Source organism: Agreia sp. Leaf244, assembly GCF_001422695.1.
Classification (GTDB): domain Bacteria; phylum Actinomycetota; class Actinomycetes; order Actinomycetales; family Microbacteriaceae; genus Agreia.
Map to the genome: position 1 here is coordinate 254,547 of NZ_LMLX01000002.1, position 18,802 is coordinate 273,348.

Annotated in this window: 8 protein-coding genes; 2 read left to right on the forward strand and 6 right to left on the reverse strand. The window is 67.9% G+C overall.

All coding sequences use genetic code 11. The features are described from left to right. The 4 genes from ASF06_RS06130 to ASF06_RS06145 form a co-directional block, all read right to left on the reverse strand. Positions 1 to 5,862: an Ig-like domain-containing protein gene (locus ASF06_RS06130; protein ID WP_162237682.1), complete on the reverse strand. Its 5,862-nt coding sequence runs from the start codon at positions 5,860 to 5,862 to the stop codon at positions 1 to 3. Beyond that, positions 5,859 to 7,283 carry a serine/threonine-protein kinase gene (locus ASF06_RS06135; protein WP_082500744.1) on the reverse strand — a complete coding sequence of 475 codons (1,425 nt, stop codon included), beginning with the start codon at positions 7,281 to 7,283 and terminating at the stop codon, positions 5,859 to 5,861. Before ASF06_RS06135 ends, ASF06_RS06130 begins: the two co-directional genes overlap by 4 nt. Before the next feature lie 152 nt (positions 7,284 to 7,435). Next, a complete protein-coding gene (locus tag ASF06_RS06140) occupies positions 7,436 to 8,260 on the reverse strand; it encodes a PP2C family protein-serine/threonine phosphatase (RefSeq protein ID WP_055928134.1) in 825 nt (274 codons plus the stop codon). Continuing rightward, the gene (locus ASF06_RS06145) at positions 8,257 to 9,219 is read right to left on the reverse strand and encodes an FHA domain-containing protein (protein ID WP_157439097.1); all 963 of its coding nucleotides are present in this window, start codon (positions 9,217 to 9,219) and stop codon (positions 8,257 to 8,259) included. The genes ASF06_RS06140 and ASF06_RS06145 overlap by 4 nt, the downstream gene beginning before the upstream one ends. A 74-nt stretch (positions 9,220 to 9,293) precedes the next feature. Here ASF06_RS06145 and ASF06_RS06150 point away from each other — a divergent pair, with 74 nt between their 5' ends. Next, the gene (locus ASF06_RS06150) at positions 9,294 to 10,070 is read left to right on the forward strand and encodes a spermidine synthase (RefSeq protein WP_157439098.1); all 777 of its coding nucleotides are present in this window, start codon (positions 9,294 to 9,296) and stop codon (positions 10,068 to 10,070) included. A 68-nt stretch (positions 10,071 to 10,138) separates the two neighbouring features. On the opposite strand, the gene ASF06_RS06155 is transcribed toward ASF06_RS06150, so the two are convergent. Next, complete coding sequence (locus ASF06_RS06155) at positions 10,139 to 14,017, reverse strand: DNA-directed RNA polymerase subunit beta' (RefSeq protein WP_055927023.1); 3,879 nt, start codon at positions 14,015 to 14,017, stop codon at positions 10,139 to 10,141. A gap of 48 nt (positions 14,018 to 14,065) precedes the next feature. Further along, positions 14,066 to 17,554, reverse strand: coding sequence for a DNA-directed RNA polymerase subunit beta (gene rpoB / locus ASF06_RS06160; protein WP_055927022.1), 3,489 nt, complete (start codon positions 17,552 to 17,554; stop codon positions 14,066 to 14,068). 333 nt (positions 17,555 to 17,887) lie between these two features. Between rpoB and ASF06_RS06165 the strand changes: the two genes are divergently transcribed. Further along, a complete protein-coding gene (locus ASF06_RS06165; RefSeq protein WP_055944714.1) occupies positions 17,888 to 18,778 on the forward strand; it encodes a spermidine synthase in 891 nt (296 codons plus the stop codon). The last annotated feature ends 24 nt before the right edge of the window (positions 18,779 to 18,802 follow it).

Here is an 18,802-nt window from a genome sequence, read left to right on the forward strand (position 1 = left end):
CTACCCGCACTGCCTGCCGCTGCCGCGCTGGCGCAGCTCGTTCTGGTCCGTGCCGCTCGTAAAGTCTCCCCCATTGCCGATCGTGCGCACGACGACCTCCTGCGAATCGGCGAGCGCTCCGAGAGCCGGCGCGGTGGGGTCGTCGGACCAGCTCGACCACCCACCAGGGATTCCGGCGATCGTCGAGCGGAACGAGTACTCGAACGTCCACGACACGCTTCCCGCGCTCTCGAGCGCCACCGACACCTGCTGCTCCGCGACGCACGAGGTGACCGAGGCGTTCGCGTTCACGGGCACGAGAGGATTCGTGGCAGCGACGGCCTCGCTGCACCGCGTCGTGCCGTCGCTCGTGATGCACGAGGTGAAGGTCCACGGGCCGGATCCGGTCAGGGGGGATCCGTTCGTCACGGCCTGGCCGCCCGACACCTGGATCGTGTACTCGGATGCGTCGGTGTTCGGCAGCACCGTCGGTGCCGCGCTCGAGACGGCGACCCCGTAGCGCCCGTCGGAGGGCTCCTGGTAGGCGAGAGACACCGTCGGCGGCGAGGGGGGAACAAGCACGCGCACACTGCCGGTCTGGGCAGAGGAGCATCCCCAGCCGTTGTCGGCGTAGACGACGTAGACGAATCGCGATCCGACATCGCCGGATGCCGTCGGCACGACGACGCCGGGCGTGACGACGGGCCCGCCGGGCGCCTGGCCGCAGCTCGGCACGGTGGCGGATTCCCGGTAGCGCACCACCGTGTACTTCACGCCGGACGCACCGTTGGCGCCGAAGGCCGACCAGTCGACGCGAACGGAGCCGGCGTCGTCGACGACGGTCGCCTCCACCGTGCTCGCGGTCGGAGCGCCGACGGCGGTCGCCGCCCCCGAGCTGGATCTGTTCCACGGGATCTGCCCCGGATACAAGGAGTCGGCATCGTTCTCGGCCCACACCTCTGCGGTGTACTCCGTACCGGGAACGCCCCGGTAGCGCAGGGAGGTCGCGGACCGGTCGAGCGTGACCGTGGACCCGCCGATCTGCACCCGCACCCGCTGCACTGCGCTGCCCGGCGTCGGGTCGGCGATGGGATTCCAGGAGACGACGAGATAGCCCTCGTTCGACTGCGTCGAATCTGCCGCTTCCCGGGTGAGCGCGACCTGCTGCGGCGGCGCGGGGATGTAGTCGCTGCGCATGGGGGCGCTGCGCGCGCTCGGCACCGACTGGCCGTACTGGTTGACCGCGATCGAGTAGAACGTGTAGTTCTTGCCCGCCTGCAGGTCGGTGAGGAGGCAGGTCGCGGAGGCGCCGCAGTCCTTCGAGTATCCCCCGTTGTCATCGCTGCGGATGATGAACGACGTGATGGGGGCGCCGTTCGGATACGGAAGCGGAACCGCCGACACGGCGAGCTGGCCGTTCACGAATCCGGCGCCGCCGAGAACCGGAGCCGCCGGCTGGTCGGGCACGTCGACGATGGTGATCGTGACCGTGCCCCACGCGGCGCGGGTCGGATCGTTCGTGGCGTCGGCCACCTGGTACTGCATCGACACCTGGCCGGCGGTCTTCAGATCGAGCTGCGGCGAGACCGAGACCTGGAGCGTGCTCTTGTCGGCGCTCGGTGTGACCTGCACGCCGGCGGGTACCACGCCCTGCACGGCGACGACCGTCAGCGGCTTGTCGGGGAACGGGTTGGTCGCCGTGTCGTTGGCGAGCACGGGGATCGACGCCGACTCGCCGCGACGGATCGTCAGGGTGTCGGCGCCCGGGCTCACGAGCGGGCGGTTCGACGTGACCACCGACACCTTGACGATGCCTGCCTTGCCGTCGCTCTTCGCGTCGCGCACCCCCACCGAGAACTCCGAGCCGCTGCCGACCCGGGCATCCGCTGCGGCCGCGATCGTGAGGCGCGTGCCCGCGAGCGCCGCCGAGAACCCGGCGCCGGGCTGGGAGTTCAGTGCGTACACGAGCTGGTCGACATCGGCCGGATAGGGGTATTTCGTCAGGTCGCGGAGTTCGATCACCCGCTCGTCGCCCGGCTGCAGGGCCAGCTGCGCCCCGGAGAAGACGGGCGGCTGATTGTCACGGGGCTCGACGGTGATCGCGAGCACGATCACGGCCTTGCGCCCATCGGGGTCGTCGGAACTCGAGCCGTCGGTGACCTCGAACGACAGCGACGCCGGGCCCCAGTATCCGTCGCGGCTCGTGAAGCTCAGCGTTTGGGGATCGACGACCGGATTCGACCCGTCGGCGTTGCTCGCCTTGACCGTGGCCTCGTCTGTGAGCCGCACCTGCCGGCCTCCGGCCGCGACCACGTAGTCGTTGATGTCGATCGAGAGCGTCTCGCCGCTCAGCACCTGCAGCGGCTTGGCCGTCGTGCGCAGCTCGGGCAGCGCATCCTCGAGGCCCGGTACCCAGATGAAGGCCGTGGCGCTCACGTCGGGATCGTCGGCCCTCGCCACGACGAAGGGGATGATCTGGCTCTTCTGCTGCACGGCGACCCGCACCCTGTTGTCGGCGAGCACCTCGGCGGTGCTGTCGTAGCCCGCGACGAGCGACAGATCGAGTGCATCGGCGTCGCCCTCGGCGTAGAAGACGTTGCGCATCGCGTCGACCGTGACCTCGTCGCGGCCCTGGATGTCGGTGAGACTCAGCACGGTGTCGTCGGCCTCCGGGCGCACGGGAGGGGCATCGACGTCGACACGCACACGAAGCCACGCGGATGCCTGCTGGCCGGCCTCGTTCTGGATCGTGTAGAGCACGGCGTAGTCGCCCTCGGCCTCGGGAGCCTGGAAGGTGATGCGGTCCGCGGACTTCGGCACGTCGACGGCGGCCTCGGCGTCTGCGGATTCCGTGCCCACGATGTCGAGGGCGCCGGCGTTCGGATCCGAGTCGTTCTCGAGCACCCTCACGGTGATCGAGTTGCCCGGCGTGGTCACGACCACGTCGTCGACCGCGACCGGAAGGCTGGCCGTGTCGAAGGCGGGGCTGATACCCACCCGCACGACCCCGGTCGCCCGGGCACCGAGGCTGTCGACGACCTCGTAGGAGAACGAGTCCGTGCCCTGCGACGCCGCGCCGGCCGTGTAGGTGATCACGTCGCCCGCGACGGTCACGTTGCCCTGCGACGGATTCGACGCGGCCCCGACGAGCCTCACCGAGTCGCCGTCGGCATCCATGTCGCCGAGAGGAACCGAGACCTTGACGGCCTCGCCGGCGAGCACGCGGGCCGACAGCGTCGGCGGCACGGGGGCGGAGTTGGTCGCGGCGTCGGCCTCTCTCACCGAGATCGTCACCTGGGCTGTGTCGAACTGCACGTCGGCGGTGGTGCCCAGACGGTAGATCGCCGTGAAGTCGCCGGGCTCGTCGGGTGCGAGGTAGCGCAGTCGGTTGCCGGAGACGAAGAGCAGGCCGCCTCCGGAGGGCACGTTCTGCACGAGCGCGGGATCGAGCACGAGCGGCTTGCGGTTCGGGTGCTCGTCGTTCGCCACGACGGGGATGTCGACGACCTCTCCCACGCGCACCGAGATGCTGTCAGCCGTGGCCACGGGCGCCTGGAGCCTCGCGGGCTCGGGCACCTGGTAGACCGTCACGACGCCCTCTGCGCTCGAGAATCCGTTCGTGGCGGTGTAGCCGAATGTCACCGGGCCGTCGAGCGGGTTATTGAGCCTGACGCGCAGGATGCGGTGCTCGATGACCTCGACGACCACGCCCGAGGAGGCCGGCACTCCCGAGACCCCCGAGATGCTCAGCACGCCGCCCGCGGGGTCGATGTCGGTGGAGAGCACGTCGACCAGGTCTGTCTGCTGCTGGTAGAGGAAGGCCACGGTCGGCACGGTGATGGGCTTCGTCGCGGCATCGGGCGCGGCCGCGATATCGACGCGCACGACGCCCGTCGCCGTCTGCTGCGCCGCATCGGTGACCGAGTACGACAGGTAGTGGATTCCGGCCTTCTGCGACTCGAACCGGAAGGTGCCCTTGGCGTAGTTGGGCGTGATCGTGGTCTCGGGGTAGTCGGCCACGGTGCTGAGGCGGATGCTGCCCGTTCCTCCTCGAACGTGCTCGAGGGGCGAGATCTGCAGCTCCTGGCCCGTGTATCCCTGCACGAGGAAACCGTCCGCGGTCATCGGCACGGTTCCGGGCTCCGACACGGTGACCCGCACCTGGCCCGTTCCGGCCTCGGTGAAGTCGGAGACCTGCAGGCCGATCTCCGTGCTGCCGGGTGCCGTCGACCCGCTGCGGAAGTCGAGCTCCCCCGCGGGCGCGAACGACACGCGGTCGGGTTCGGCGGTCTGCGCCTCGACGAGGTACATCGGATCGCCGTCGGGGTCGTACCAGTCGCCCATCACATTCGTCGTGAAGACCCCGCCGACGGCCACGGCCGCCTGGGTGACCCGTGCCTGCACGGGGGGCGAATTCTCGCCGGCGGAGCGCACGGTGACGGTGACGACGGAGGAGGCCGTGCCGCCCCGGCCGTCGGAGATGGTGTAGTCGAACGAGAAGGTGCCGGATGCCTGCGGCGTCAGAGTGACCTGCAGCCGCTGCGCCGTGCTCACGAGGTCGATCTGCGCCAGGGCGGGGTCGACCTCGCCGACCGCCGTGATCGACAGCACGTCGCCGTTCGGGTCGTAGTCGTTCAGCAGCACGGGCAGGATGCTGGCCACGCCGGGGCGGGCGCCGAAGTCGTCGGCGTTGGCCACGGGCGGCTGCTGGTCGGCGACGAGCTCGGGAGGCGTCTGGTCGTCGACCTCGTCCTGCTGCTGCTGGTCGTCGTCGTCGTCGATCAGCTGGTCCCAGTTGTCGATGAGGCGGTTCTCGTGCTGCACGGCCCAGACCCGGCCGCCGACGCCGTCGTTCAGCACGACGTATCGGCCGTTGCTGCGGAAGGCCAGGTCGTCGTCGGCGGAGACGCCGGCCAGCCGGCCGCTCACCGCGTCCGACGAGCCGCAGCGCTGCCAGGTCGAGCCGTCCGCCCAGGCCGCGTACGCGCATCCATCGTCATCGACGAACGGCCGGGCCGGCGGGCCCTGCGCGCCCTCGACCAGCCGTTCGAGCGCTCCGGTTGCCGTGTCGACGCCCAGCAGACCGCCCGAGTGGGCGATCAGCACGGTGTCTCCGGTCGTGGTCGCCGCCGACAGCTGAAGCTCCTCCGATGCCCCGACGCTGTCGGTCAGGTCGATCTGCCGGCCGCCGACGACGAGTTCGCGCCGGGTGACGTCGAGAACGGATGCGACGCCGCCGGTGAGCGTGACCTGCACCACGTCGTCGTCCTCGGCGTCGATGCCGGTCACCGGCTCGGAGCTCGGCTCGGCACCCGAACGGATGTCGGCGGTCACGAGACGCTGGCTGCGCCGATCGAAGCCCACGAGCATGCCCGTATCGTCGACGGCGACCGCGCTGCCCGCATCCAGGCTGAGCAGAGGCTGCTCCGCGTCGTCGAAGGTGTCGAGGTTCGCCTGTCGCACGACCCAGACCTCGCCCGTGTCGGCCGAGTGGATCACGATCTGGCCGTCGTCGAGCATCACGTCGGGGTCGCCCGCCGGCAGCGGGATCGTGGAGGTGACGAGGGAGGACGCGGGGTCGATGACCTGCAGGGTGTTGCTCGTGCGGTCGTGGGCGAGAACGGTGGATCCCCGCTGCAGCACGTCGATGTCGCCGCCCTCGCTCTTGACCACCGTGTTGAGCTCGAACACATCGGTGTTGGCGCGCCCGACCACCTGGCGCGAGCCGTTGGTGACCCAGACGGACGCGTCGTCGAGTTGCAGCTTCTGCTCCGTGTACCCCGTCGATACGAGGGCCACGGTGAGCACGACGGCGGCGACGAGCAGAACGCTCACGGTGGTGATCGCCTGCGACGCGTGCGCGCGGAGCCAGCGGAAGATCATCCGGCGCCCCCGGCCGGCGCGCATTTCTCGGCCGACGGGTCGCCGAGTCGGCCGTCACGCGAGACGCGCACGGTGATGCACTCGGGCACAGAGCTGTCGGCCTGCACGGTGAATTCGGTCGAGGTCTGCGTCGACGAGGAGCCGTCTGTCGAGCGGATGACGTAGAGGTCGCCGCCTGCGAGGCCCGGGTCGCGCCAGGAGAAGACGACGGTTCCGTCCTGCTCCTGGGCCCGGATGTCGCTCACCACCGGCATCGACGTGTTCAACGCGCCCAGCACCAGCACGACGGCGGCGACGATCGCGGCCACGAGCACGGCGGCACTGCCGACGACCGCGGCGATCACGCCGGGCCGGCGCACGGAGCGCGAGCGGCCGGCCGTGGCCTGCCTGATCACCGTGACGCTCGAGTCGGTGGACTCGCGGACGGCCTCGGACTGGCGCCCCCGGTGCCTCACCCGCGGGCCCTCGGCGCCGCGCACCGAGACCCCGCCCTGGGCGGCCTTCGTGAGCGAGGCCGACGACGGTCTCGGGGCCGGGCGGTGCACCGCCTCGTTCGAGATGTCGGCCGAAGTCTGAGGGAGGGACAGGCTCGACTCGATCAGCTGGAGGCCGCGGACGACCTCGAGCACGCTCGCGGGCCGCGCGGCCGGGTTCTTGCTCAGGCACGACGCGAGGAGCGCCTCGAGCTCCGGCGGAACATCCGGCCGCCCGGTCGGCGGCACGCGGTCACGACCCACGATGCGGCGCTGCAGGTCGTCGCGGGTGTTGCTCTTGCCCGGATACTCGAACGGGGTGCGGCCGGCGAGCATCGAATAGAGGGTGGCGGCCAGCGACCAGACCTCGCTGCGCACCGTGCCCCTCGTCTCGGACTGCAGCACCTCCGGCGCAGACCAGGGCACGCTCATGCCCTCGGCCTCCTCGCGTTCGGCCTCGGCCACCGTGGCCGCGATGCCGAAGTCGGCGAGCACGGGATGGTTGTACTGCGTGAGGAGGATGTTCGACGGCTTGATGTCGCGGTGCAGAAAGCCGAGGCGGTGCGCGCTCTCGAGTGCGCTGCCGATCTTGACGCCGGCCGTCAGCACCTCGGCCACGGCGATGCGTTCGGTCTTGTAGCGCGACCCGTAGGAGGAGGGGCAGTACTCCATCACCAGGTAGGGGCGGCCGTCGGGCGCGATGCTCGCGGCGTGCACCGTGACGACAGAGGGGTGCGTCGCGAGCTGCGACATCAGGTTCGCCTCCGACAGGAACATGGCGCGCACGCTGTTGGTCGCCACGCCCGGAAGCAGGACCTTGACGGCGACATCGGCCCGGGGAAGGGCCTGCTCATAGAGGAAGACGTCGGCGAAGCCGCCCTTTCCCAGGGCGCGGAGGTGGGTGTAGCCCGCGAGCACGGGAGGCTGTGAAGGCAGCCTGCGGGCCATGGGTGTTCCTCTTTCGGGACGGGTGCGTGGTGCGGGGCGAGACACCCCTGGGCGATCCCCCCGAAAAGCCGTCTCCCCACTGTACATATGCCATCACCGGCATCGTCCAGTTCCGCCCCCTCACAAGGCTCCCCCAATCAGGGGCACAGAGGTCAGTCGAACCGCGGAAGTGTGGCGTCCGTTTCGGCCTCGATGTCGCTGTCGACGACCTCGACGACCACCGTGGTCACGTTGTCGCGCCCGCCCGCGGCGAGTGCGGCCTCGAGCAGCAGCCCGGCCGCGTCGTCGGCATCGATCGCCTCGGACAGGAGGAGGCGGATGAGATCGACGTCGACCTCCTTCGTGAGGCCGTCGGAGCAGATGAGCAGCCGTGCGCCCTGCGCCACCGGGATGAACCACAGATCGGGCACGGGGTTCTTGCCGAACCCCACCGCTCTTGTGATGATGTTGCGATTCGGATGCGACTCGGCCTCGATTGCGGTGATGCGGCCGGAATCGACCATGGCCTGAACCGCCGAGTGGTCGACGGTGAGCTGTGTGAGCACCCCGCCGTCGAGAACGTAGACACGCGAGTCGCCGATGTTGAACACGGCCCAGTAGGGTCGCCCGGCCTGCAGCGTCAGAGCGATGCCCGTCACCGTCGTGCCGGCGCCCGACCCCTCGCGACCTCCCGCGATCTCCCCGATGTCGGCGCTCGCCCGCCGGAGCGCGTCGGTGATCTCGTCGCTCGATGCGAATCCGCCCGAGAGCCGCTCCGCCAGCCGCTCGACGACGGCCGCGCTCGCCTCGTCGCCGGCCGCGTGGCCTCCCATGCCGTCGGCCACGGCGAACACCGGCGCCTCGGCCAGATAGCTGTCCTGGTTCTGGGCGCGCTTCAGGCCCCTGTTCGTCTGGGCGGCCCAGGAGAGTCCGAGGTGGCCGCCGTCGCCGGGCAGCGCCACGGTCGCGGCGCCCACGGTCGAGGGCGCAGCGGTCACCACGCGTCACCGCCCGGGCCCGCGCCCGCGACGATCTCGAGCACGATGCCGTCTCCGAGGTCGAGCATGGTTCCGGCGGCGACCACGCGGCTGGACCCCGGACTGAGCACCGACGGCGCGGCTCCGGGTGTACTCACCCTTGTTCCGTTGGTCGAGCCGAGGTCGCGCACGACGACGGCACGACCCTCCTCGAGGATCTCGAGGTGCGTGGCGCTGACCTCGCGCCGCGGAGACGGAACGGCGACGAGCTCGGGCACGAGCCCCGAGGTGATGCGCGGGCTGCGGGGCGAACGGCCGACGTAGACGGCGCGGTCGAGCGCGATCACGCGACCGTCGGGAAAGGACACGGCGTGGGGCGCGGCGGTCTGGCCGGATGCGTCGGGCTGATCGATGCGGGTGCGTCGCCCTCCCGTCGGGGTCACGCCCGCGCTCAGGTGGGCGCTGGCCGGGATGCCGGGAATGGACGGCAGCGGGGGCGGCGGCAGAACGGAGCCGGGCGCGGCAACCGGAGCGCGGCGCCGCTCGCCGATCACGGTGTCTGCGGATGCGTTGGGATCGTCGGCCGCGGCGGTCACGGCCGGCTGGCCCAGGATCGTGTCGTCGACATCGTTGCCCTCGCGGGTCAGCGGAGGAAGGGATGGAGCGCTGCCCGAGGTCAGGCGGTCGACGCTGATCACGGTGTCGTCGTCGAGTGCGGCGTCGAGTTCGATCGAGGTGACCCCCTCGACGATCTGTCCCGGGCCGACGGAAACCGGGCCCGCGGCACCCAGAACCCGCACACGCACGGTCATGTCCTGGCCGACCAGCAGCTGCACCGCATCGCCCGCGGAGCGGCGGACCTGGACCGCCTGCGCATCGGTGACATCGGGGTGGATATGGAGCGTCACGGGCTCCTGCCAATCGACGCGCATCGTGCCGGTCCCCACCTGAACTCCCATTCCGCCGTCAACGGTCGTCATCGCCTGCCGTGCGACAGCTTATTACCCCCGGGGCCCGCCCCGGTTCGCTGTGCCGGGAGCCTAGGCTCGTGGCTGTGGCAGACGCAGCGCAGATGACCCTCCCGTCGTCGACGGTGGCCTGGCTGACTCCCGACCCGTTCGTGGCGGGGGCGCTGACGCTGAGCCTCGACGGCGTGCCTCAGTCTCATGTCTCGCTGCGCGACCCGCGGCACCTCTTCTACGACTACGTGCGGCGCATGGGCACGGCGATCGATCTCGCGGCCCGGCCCGCGGAGCCCCTCGACGTCCTGCACCTGGGAGCGGGCGCGCTCACACTCGCCCGCTACGTCGCTCTGACGAGGCCGGGGTCGAGGCAGCTCGTCGTCGAGAAGGAGGAGGGGCTGGTGGCGTTCGTGCTGGAGCACGCGCCGCTGCCGCGCTCGGCCGAGATCGACCTCGTCGAGGGCGACGCACTCGACGCACTGCGGTCGCTCGACCTGCCGGAATCCGACTGGCATGAGGGCGCCGACATCGTCGTCTGCGACGTCTACGCCGGCGTCTCGACGCCGGCCCATCTCATCTCGCAGGACTTCTTCGAGGCGGTGCGGGCGGTGCTCGCGCCCCGGGGCACCGTTCTGGTGAACGTGGCCGACGAGCCGGATCTCGGCACTGTCCGACGGCAGATCGACGCCCTCAGGGCAGTGTTCCCCGCCGTCGCCATGATCGGGCCCGCCGCAACGATCGACGGCCGCGAGGCCGGCAACGTGGTGCTCGTCGCCGGCGGCGACCCGGCCATTCTCGAACGGATGCCGGCGCTGGCGGCGGCGGGACCGCATCCGGTCGCCTGGCACGTGATCGCGCCCGTGCAGTAAAAACGAGCACAGAACGGGAAGAGCCCCCCACCGCGAACGGTGAGGGGCTCTTCTCGTGAGGCTGCCTACTAGTTGTAGGTGCCCGGGGTGTAGTCGTCGCTCGAGAAGCTGTCGAAGTCGACGAACGACAGGTCGGCCTCTGAGAACGACGCGTCATCGGTGAAGATGCGGTTCGGGTAACGCTCCGCCTTCGCCTCATCGGTCGCCTCGACGGCGACGTCGCGGTAACGCGGCAGTCCCGTTCCGGCGGGGATGAGCTTACCGATGATGACGTTCTCCTTCAGACCCATCAGCGGGTCGGACTTGCCCTCCATGGCGGCCTGCGTGAGAACACGCGTGGTCTCCTGGAACGACGCGGCCGACAGCCACGACTCGGTCGCGAGGGACGCCTTGGTGATACCCATGACCTCCTGACGAGCGGATGCCGTCTTCTTGCCCTGGGTGAGCGCCTCGCGGTTGAGCGTGTTGTAACGCGCCCGGTCGACGAGCTCGCCCGGCAGCAGGTCGGTGTCACCGTGCTCGACGACAGTCACCTTGCGGAGCATCTGTCGAACGATGACCTCGATGTGCTTGTCGTGGATGGGGACACCCTGCGAACGGTAGACGCCCTGGACACCGCCCACGAGGTGCTTCTGCACCTCGCGAACACCCTTGACGCGCAGGACCTCTTTCGGGTCCACCGCGCCGATGATGATCTGGTGTCCGAGCTCGACGTGCTGGCCGTCTTCGATGAGAAGCGTCGAACGCTTCAGCACCGGGTAGGCGATCGGCTCGTCGCCGTTGTCGGGGGTCAGGATGACCTTCCGGCTGCGATCCGTGTCCTCGATGTGCACGCGGCCTGCGGCTTCGGCGATCGGGGACGCACCCTTGGGGGTACGAGCCTCGAACAGCTCCTGCACACGGGGCAGACCCTGCGTGATGTCATCAGCGGATGCCGAACCACCGGTGTGGAAGGTACGCATCGTGAGCTGGGTTCCGGGCTCACCGATCGACTGGGCCGCGATGATGCCGACGGCCTCGCCGATGTCGACGAGCAGGCCCGTGGCGAGCGAGCGGCCGTAGCAGGCAGCACACACACCGACGGCCGACTCGCACGTGAGGACGGAGCGCACCTTGATGATGTTGACTCCGGCCGCAACCAGCTTGTCGATCAGAACGTCTCCGACGTCGTCGCCGGCCTCGGCCACGACAGTGCCCTTGGCGTCGACTGCATCAGCGGCGAGCGAACGGGCGAACACCGAGTTCTCGACGTTCGGGTCCTTGGTCCACTTGCCGTCTGCGCCCTCGATCGCGATCGGGAGATCGAGACCCTTGGAGGTGCCGCAGTCGTCTTCACGGATGATGACGTCCTGCGACACGTCGACGAGACGACGCGTGAGGTAACCCGAGTCGGCCGTACGGAGGGCCGTGTCGGCCAGACCCTTGCGGGCACCGTGCGTCGCGATGAAGTACTCGGCGACCGAGAGTCCTTCGCGGTAGCTCGAGATGATCGGGCGAGGGATGATCTCACCCTTCGGGTTGTTCACGAGGCCTCGCATACCGGCGATGTTGCGCACCTGCAGCCAGTTACCACGAGCACCGGACGTGACCATGCGGTTGATGGTGTTGTCCTTCGGGAAGTTGTCGCGCATGGCCTGCGCGACCTCTTCGGTCGCCTTCGTCCAGATCTGGATGAGCTCCTGGCGACGCTCGAGGTCGGTCGTGAGACCCTTCTCGAACTGTCCCTGCACCTTGGCGGCCTGCTTCTCGTAGCCCTGAACGATCTCGCGCTTGTTCGGCGGAGTCAGGATGTCGGAGAGTGCCACGGTGACACCCGAACGGCTGGCCCAGTAGAAGCCGGCGTCCTTGATGCGGTCGAGCGATGCGGCGACCTCGACCTTGGGGTAGCGCTCGGCGAGGTCGTTGACGATCTCCGAGAGCTGGCCCTTGTCGGCCACGGCCTGGATGTACGGGTAGTCGGCCGGCAGCGCCTCGTTGAAGAGGGCGCGACCCAGCGTGGTCTCGACGATGACGGGACCGTCGACGTAGTCGGCCGGGCCCTCGTTCTCGCCGAAGTGCACGTCGTGCAGACGGATCTTCACGGGTGCGTTGAGGTCGAGCGACTTCTGGTCGTGCGCCAGGATCGCCTCGGCGACGGAGGAGAACGCGCGGCCTTCGCCGATCGCCCCTTCCTTCACCGTGGTGAGGTGGTGCAGACCGATGATCATGTCCTGTGTGGGCAGGGTCACCGGGCGACCGTCGGACGGCTTCAGGATGTTGTTCGACGCGAGCATCAGGATGCGCGCCTCGGCCTGGGCCTCGACCGACAGCGGCAGGTGCACAGCCATCTGGTCGCCGTCGAAGTCGGCGTTGAACGCCGCGCAGACGAGCGGGTGCAGCTGGATGGCCTTGCCCTCGACGAGCTGAGGCTCGAAGGCCTGGATGCCCAGACGGTGCAGCGTGGGTGCGCGGTTCAGCAGAACGGGGCGCTCGCGGATGATCTCCTCGAGCACGTCCCACACCTGCGGACGGCTGCGCTCGACCATGCGCTTCGCGGCCTTGATGTTCTGAGCGTGGCTCAGGTCGATCAGGCGCTTGATCACGAACGGCTTGAACAGCTCGAGTGCCATCTGCTTGGGCAGACCGCACTGGTGCAGCTTGAGCTGGGGACCGACGATGATGACCGAACGACCGGAGTAGTCGACGCGCTTTCCGAGCAGGTTCTGGCGGAAACGACCCTGTTTTCCCTTGAGCATGTCGCTCAGGGACTTCAGGGCGCGGTTGCCGGTACCCGTGACGGGGCGACCACGACGACCGTTGTCGAACAGGGCGTCGACGGCCTCCTGCAGCATGCGCTTCTCGTTGTTCACGATGATCTCGGGGGCTCCGAGGTCGAGCAGGCGACGCAGACGGTTGTTGCGGTTGATGACACGACGGTAGAGGTCGTTCAGGTCGCTCGTTGCGAAGCGGCCACCGTCGAGCTGCACCATCGGGCGCAGCTCCGGCGGGATCACCGGAACGACATCGAGGACCATGGCGGCCGGCGAGTTGCCGGTGGCCAGGAACGACGACACCACGCGCAGGCGCTTGATGGCACGGATCTTCTTCTGGCCCTTGCCCTCGGCGATCTGCAGGTGAAGGTTCTCACCCTCGGTCACCAGGTCGAAGGCCTCGAGGCGCTTCTTGATGGCCTCGGCGCCCATGTAGGCGCTGAAGTACTGGCCGTAGCGGTCCTGGAGCTCGTGGAAGACGGCGTCTTCCGGCTTGAGCTCGCCGACCTTGAGGCTGCGGAAGTCCTCCCAGACGCGCTCGAGCTGACCGATCTGCTCGTCGTACGCCTTGCGGGTCTGTCCCATCTCCTTCTCGGCGGAGTCCTTCGTGCGACGCTTCTGGTCGCTCTTGGCTCCCTCGGCCTCGAGGGCCGCGAGGTCGGTCTCGAGCCGCTGGAGGCGGTTCGCGATCGTGGAGTCACGCTGGTCGGACAGGGTCTTGATCTCGAGACGGAGCTCGTTCTCCAGACCGGGCATGTCCTCGTGGCGAGCATCCTCGTCGACCGAGATGATCATGTACGCGGCGAAGTAGATGACCTTCTCGAGGTCCTTCGGTGCCATGTCGAGCAGGTAGCCCAAGCGCGACGGAACGCCCTTGAAGTACCAGATGTGAGTGACGGGCGCGGCGAGCTCGATGTGGCCCATGCGCTCACGACGAACCGAGGACTTGGTGACCTCGACGCCGCAGCGCTCGCAGACGATTCCCTTGAATCGCACCCGCTTGTACTTGCCGCAGGAACACTCCCAGTCACGGCTCGGCCCGAAGATCTGCTCTCCGAAGAGACCGTCCTTCTCGGGCTTCAGCGTGCGGTAGTTGATCGTCTCCGGCTTCTTTACCTCACCGTGTGACCACTTGCGAATGTCGTCTGCCGTGGCAAGACCGATTCGCAGTTCGTCAAATGTTGTAACGTCCAGCAATGTTTTCTCTTCTCCTGAAGGTTGCGTCAGCTAAGTAACTAGGCCGGATCAGATGTCGTCGATCGACGACGACTCGAACCGGGTGGAGATGTTGATGCCGAGCTCCTCTGCGGCACGGAAGACCTCGTCGTCCGTGTCGCGCAGGCTCACTGCCGTTCCATCGGCCGAGAGGACCTCGACGTTCAGGCACAGCGACTGCATCTCCTTGATGAGCACCTTGAAGCTCTCGGGAATACCGGGCTCCTGGATGTTCTCGCCCTTGACGATCGCCTCGTAGACCTTCACGCGGCCGAGGATGTCGTCGGACTTGATGGTCAGGAGCTCCTGGAGCGCGTACGCGGCTCCATAGGCCTCGAGGGCCCAGACCTCCATCTCACCGAAACGCTGTCCACCGAACTGTGCCTTACCACCCAGCGGCTGCTGCGTGATCATGGAGTACGGACCCGTCGAACGCGCGTGGATCTTGTCGTCGACGAGGTGGTGCAGCTTCAGGATGTACATGTAACCGACCGAGATGGGCTCGGGGTACGGCTCGCCGGAGCGGCCGTCGAAGAGACGGGCCTTTCCGGAGGAACCGATGAGGCGGTCGCCGTCGCGGGTCGGGGTCGTCGAGTCGAGCAGACCGGCGATCTCTTCCTCAAAAGCACCGTCGAACACGGGGGTCGCGACCTTGGTGTTCGGAGCAGCCTTGCGGGCCTGCTCGGGCAGCTCAGCAGCCCACTTGGGCTTGCCTTCGACCTCCCAGCCCTGCTTGGCGATCCAGCCGAGGTGCGTCTCGAGAACCTGGCCGAAGTTCATTCGACCGGGGATTCCCAGCGGGTTCAGCACGATGTCGACGGGGGTACCGTCTGCCAGGAACGGCATGTCCTCGACCGGAAGGATCTTGGAGATGACGCCCTTGTTGCCGTGACGGCCGGCGAGCTTGTCGCCCTCGGTGATCTTGCGCTTCTGGGCGATGTAGACGACAACGCGCTGGTTGACGCCCGACCCGAGCTCGTCGTCGTTCTCGGCAGAGAACTCCTTGACGGCGATGATCGTGCCCTGCTCACCGTGGGGAACCTTCAGCGACGTGTCGCGAACCTCGCGGCTCTTCTCGTTGAAGATGGCGCGCAGCAGGCGCTCCTCGGCGCTGAGCTCGGTCTCGCCCTTGGGCGTGACCTTGCCGACGAGGATGTCGCCGGGGCGGACCTCGGCACCGATGCGGATGATGCCGCGCTCGTCGAGGTCTGCGAGCAGCTCAGGCGAGACGTTGGGGAGGTCACGGGTGATCTCCTCTTTACCCAGCTTGGTGTCGCGCGCGTCGACCTCGTACTCCTCGATGTGAATCGAGGAGAGCACGTCGTCTTTCACCAGGTTCTGGCTCAGGATCATCGCGTCTTCGAAGTTGTAGCCCTCCCACGGCATGAACGCCACGAGGAGGTTCTTGCCGAGCGCGAGCTCGCCGTTCTCGGTGGCGGGACCATCGGCCAGAACCTGGCCGACCTCGACCCGCTCGCCCTCGGCGACGATCACACGGTGGTTGTAGCTGGTGCCCTGGTTGGAGCGGTCGAACTTGCGCAGGTAGTAGTCCTGCGTTCCACCCTCGTCGAGCTGCACGGTGACGACGTCTGCCGAGACCTCGGAGACGACACCCGCCTTGAGCGTGGTGACCACGTCTCCGGCGTCGATGGCGGCGTAGCCCTCCATACCGGTACCCACGAGCGGGCTCTCGCTGCGGAGCAGCGGAACGGCCTGGCGCTGCATGTTCGCACCCATGAGGGCGCGGTTGGCATCGTCGTGCTCGAGGAAGGGGATGAGCGAGGTCGCGACCGACACCATCTGGCGCGGCGAGACGTCCATGTAGCCGATGTCCTCGGCCGGGAACAGGTCGACCTCTCCGCCCTTGCGGCGGGCGAGGACGCGCGACTCGGCGAAGCGGGCCTCACCGGTGAGCGGCGCGTTGGCCTGGGCGACGATGTACTCGTCTTCTTCGCTGGCGGTCAGGTAGTCGATGGTCGCCGTGACCACGCCGTCGACGACGCGACGGTACGGGGTCTCGATGAAACCGAACGAGTTGATGCGCGCGAACGAGGCGAGCGAACCGATCAGACCGATGTTCGGGCCTTCAGGGGTCTCGATGGGGCACATGCGGCCGTAGTGCGACGGGTGAACGTCTCGCACCTCGACACCGGCGCGCTCACGGCTCAGACCACCCGGGCCCAGCGCGGAGAGGCGACGCTTGTGCGTCAGGCCCGCGAGGGGGTTGTTCTGGTCCATGAACTGCGACAGCTGGCTGGTTCCGAAGAACTCCTTGATCGCGGCGACGACAGGGCGCACGTTGATCAGGGTCTGCGGCGTGATGGCCTCGATGTCCTGAGTCGTCATACGCTCGCGAACGACGCGCTCCATGCGGGACAGACCCGTGCGGACCTGGTTCTGGATGAGCTCGCCGACGGCGCGGATGCGACGGTTTCCGAAGTGGTCGATGTCATCGACGTCGAGACGGATGTCGACCTTCTTGCCCTCGCGGGTGCCGGGGATCGTCGTCTGGTTGTCGTGCAGGGCGACCAGGTACTTGATCGTGGCGATGATGTCCTCGACCGTGAGCACCGAGTTGCTCAGCGCGCTCTCGATGCCGAGCTTGCGGTTGATCTTGTACCGACCGACCTTGGCCAGGTCGTAGCGCTTCGAGTTGAAGTAGAAGTTGTCGAGCAGCGCACGCGCGGCCTCGGCAGCGACCTGCTCGCCCGGACGGAGCTTGCGGTAGATGTCCTTCAGCGCCTCTTCCTTCGTCAGGATCGTGTCCTTCTCGAGGGTGGCCTCGATGGATGCGTATCCCTTGAACTCGGAGAGGATCTCTTCGCTCGTGAGGCCGAGGGCCTTGAGGAAGACGGTGACGCTCTGCTTGCGCTTGCGGTCGATGCGAACGCCGACCTGGTCGCGCTTGTCGATCTCGAACTCGAGCCATGCACCACGGCTCGGGATGATGCGCGAGGAGTAGATGTCCTTGTCGGACGTCTTCTCCTGGGCGCGCTCGAAGTACACGCCGGGGCTGCGCACGAGCTGCGAGACGACGACACGCTCGGTGCCGTTGATGATGAACGTGCCGCGCTCGGTCATGAGCGGGAAGTCGCCCATGAAGACGGTCTGCGTCTTGATCTCACCGGTCTGGTGGTTCATGAACTCGGCCTCGACGTAGAGGGGAGCCGCATAGGTCTTGCCGCGCTCCTTGCACTCGTCGATCGTGTACTTCTCAGGCTCGAGGAACGGAGCGGTGAAGCTCAGCTGCATCGTCTCGCCGAGGTCCTCGATCGGGGAGATCTCCTCGAAGATCTCCTCGAGTCCCGAGTTGTTGGCGAGGTCCTGACGACCGGCCTTCTTCGCCTCGGCGACGCGCTCTTTCCAGATGTCGTTGCCGACGAGCCAGTCGAAGCTCTCGGTCTGCAGAGCGAGCAGATCCGGGACCGTCAGAGTGTCTGTGATCTTCGCGAACGAGAGACGCGATGCGTTTCTCCCGGTCTTGGGTGAGTTGGTGGATGCGTTGCGCGCAGCAGCCAAGGAAATAACCTCCGTGGACCCCGTCGGGTCTCAGTACTGTCGGTTGACTAATAAGGATGTTTCGTTTGCGATCGCACCCGGCTTCGACCTACATTTGTCAAGAAGTTCGGGGATGTAAAACCACGGCTGCCGACCGCGATATGAGGGCATGGTTTTACTGGGAGCGCAAAGGTCAACTATAGGTGAATCCGACGCGCCTGTCCACCGCTTTTCTTGATTAGTTTCTGAATCTCCGGTATAACCGCGCTCGCCCCCGCTTCGACAGGCTCAGCGAACGGGCTTTTCCCGTTCATTTTCCCGTTCCCTGAGACAAGTCGAAGGGATACTGGAACCATGAGCAGATCCACGCGAGGCGCCGATCGGGCCGAGCCCGGGCATCCATCGGCAACCCTGTCGAAGAGTGGCTTCCACGCCCGGATCGAGTCCGACCGCTACTCCCCCGGCAGCTTCCTGCTCGTCGTCGACGGCACTCCGCAATCGCACGTCGACCTCGACGACCCCACCCACCTGAACTTCGAGTACGTGCGCCGCATCGGCCACGGCATCGACCTCGTGCGCCCCGAGGGCGACCCGATCACCGCCGTGCACCTCGGCGGCGGCGGCCTCACCCTCCCGCGCTACGTCGCGGCGACGAGGCCCGGGTCGCGGCAGCAGGTCGTCGAGTACGAGAGCGACCTCGTCGATCTGGTGCGCCGGGAGCTGCCCCTGCCCCGCGACGCGCAGATCCGCATCCGGCACGGCGACGCACGCGAAGTGCTCGCCGCGTTCCCGCCGGGGCTGGTCGGCAACGTCGATCTGCTGGTGGTGGATGTCTTCTCCGGCGCGCGTACGCCGGCCCACGTCACGAGCGCCGAGTTCTACACCCTCGGCCGCACGCTGCTCGCCGATGACGGCATGATCGCGGTGAACGTCGCCGACGGCGCCGGACTCGCCTTCGCCCGCGGACAGGCCGCAACCCTGTCGAGCGTGTTCGATCACGTGTCGATCGTCCTCGACTCGCAGATGCTGAAGGCCAAGCGTTTCGGCAACGTGGTCATGTTCGGCTCCCGCTCCCCGCTCCCCTTCGAGCGCCTGCCGCGGCTCGTGGCCGGCGATCCCGTCGCATCCAAGGTCGTTACGGGCGCCGAGCTGCGCAACTTCATCGCGGGCGCAGCCATCGTCACCGACCAGACCGCGGTGAAGTCGCCCCCGCCGGGGCGCAGCATCTTCCAGATCAAGCCCTGACCGGGGCCCCAGGCAGGAGAGACC

Excerpts from the sequence above, each read along its gene's own strand:
- ASF06_RS06130 (WP_162237682.1), bottom strand. The coding sequence starts at position 5,862 with ATGATCTTCCGCTGGCTCCGCGCGCACGCGTCGCAGGCGATCACCACC.
- ASF06_RS06135 (WP_082500744.1), bottom strand. The coding sequence starts at position 7,283 with ATGGCCCGCAGGCTGCCTTCACAGCCTCCCGTGCTCGCGGGCTACACC.
- ASF06_RS06145 (WP_157439097.1), bottom strand. The coding sequence starts at position 9,219 with ATGACGACCGTTGACGGCGGAATGGGAGTTCAGGTGGGGACCGGCACG.
- ASF06_RS06165 (WP_055944714.1), top strand. The coding sequence starts at position 17,888 with ATGAGCAGATCCACGCGAGGCGCCGATCGGGCCGAGCCCGGGCATCCA.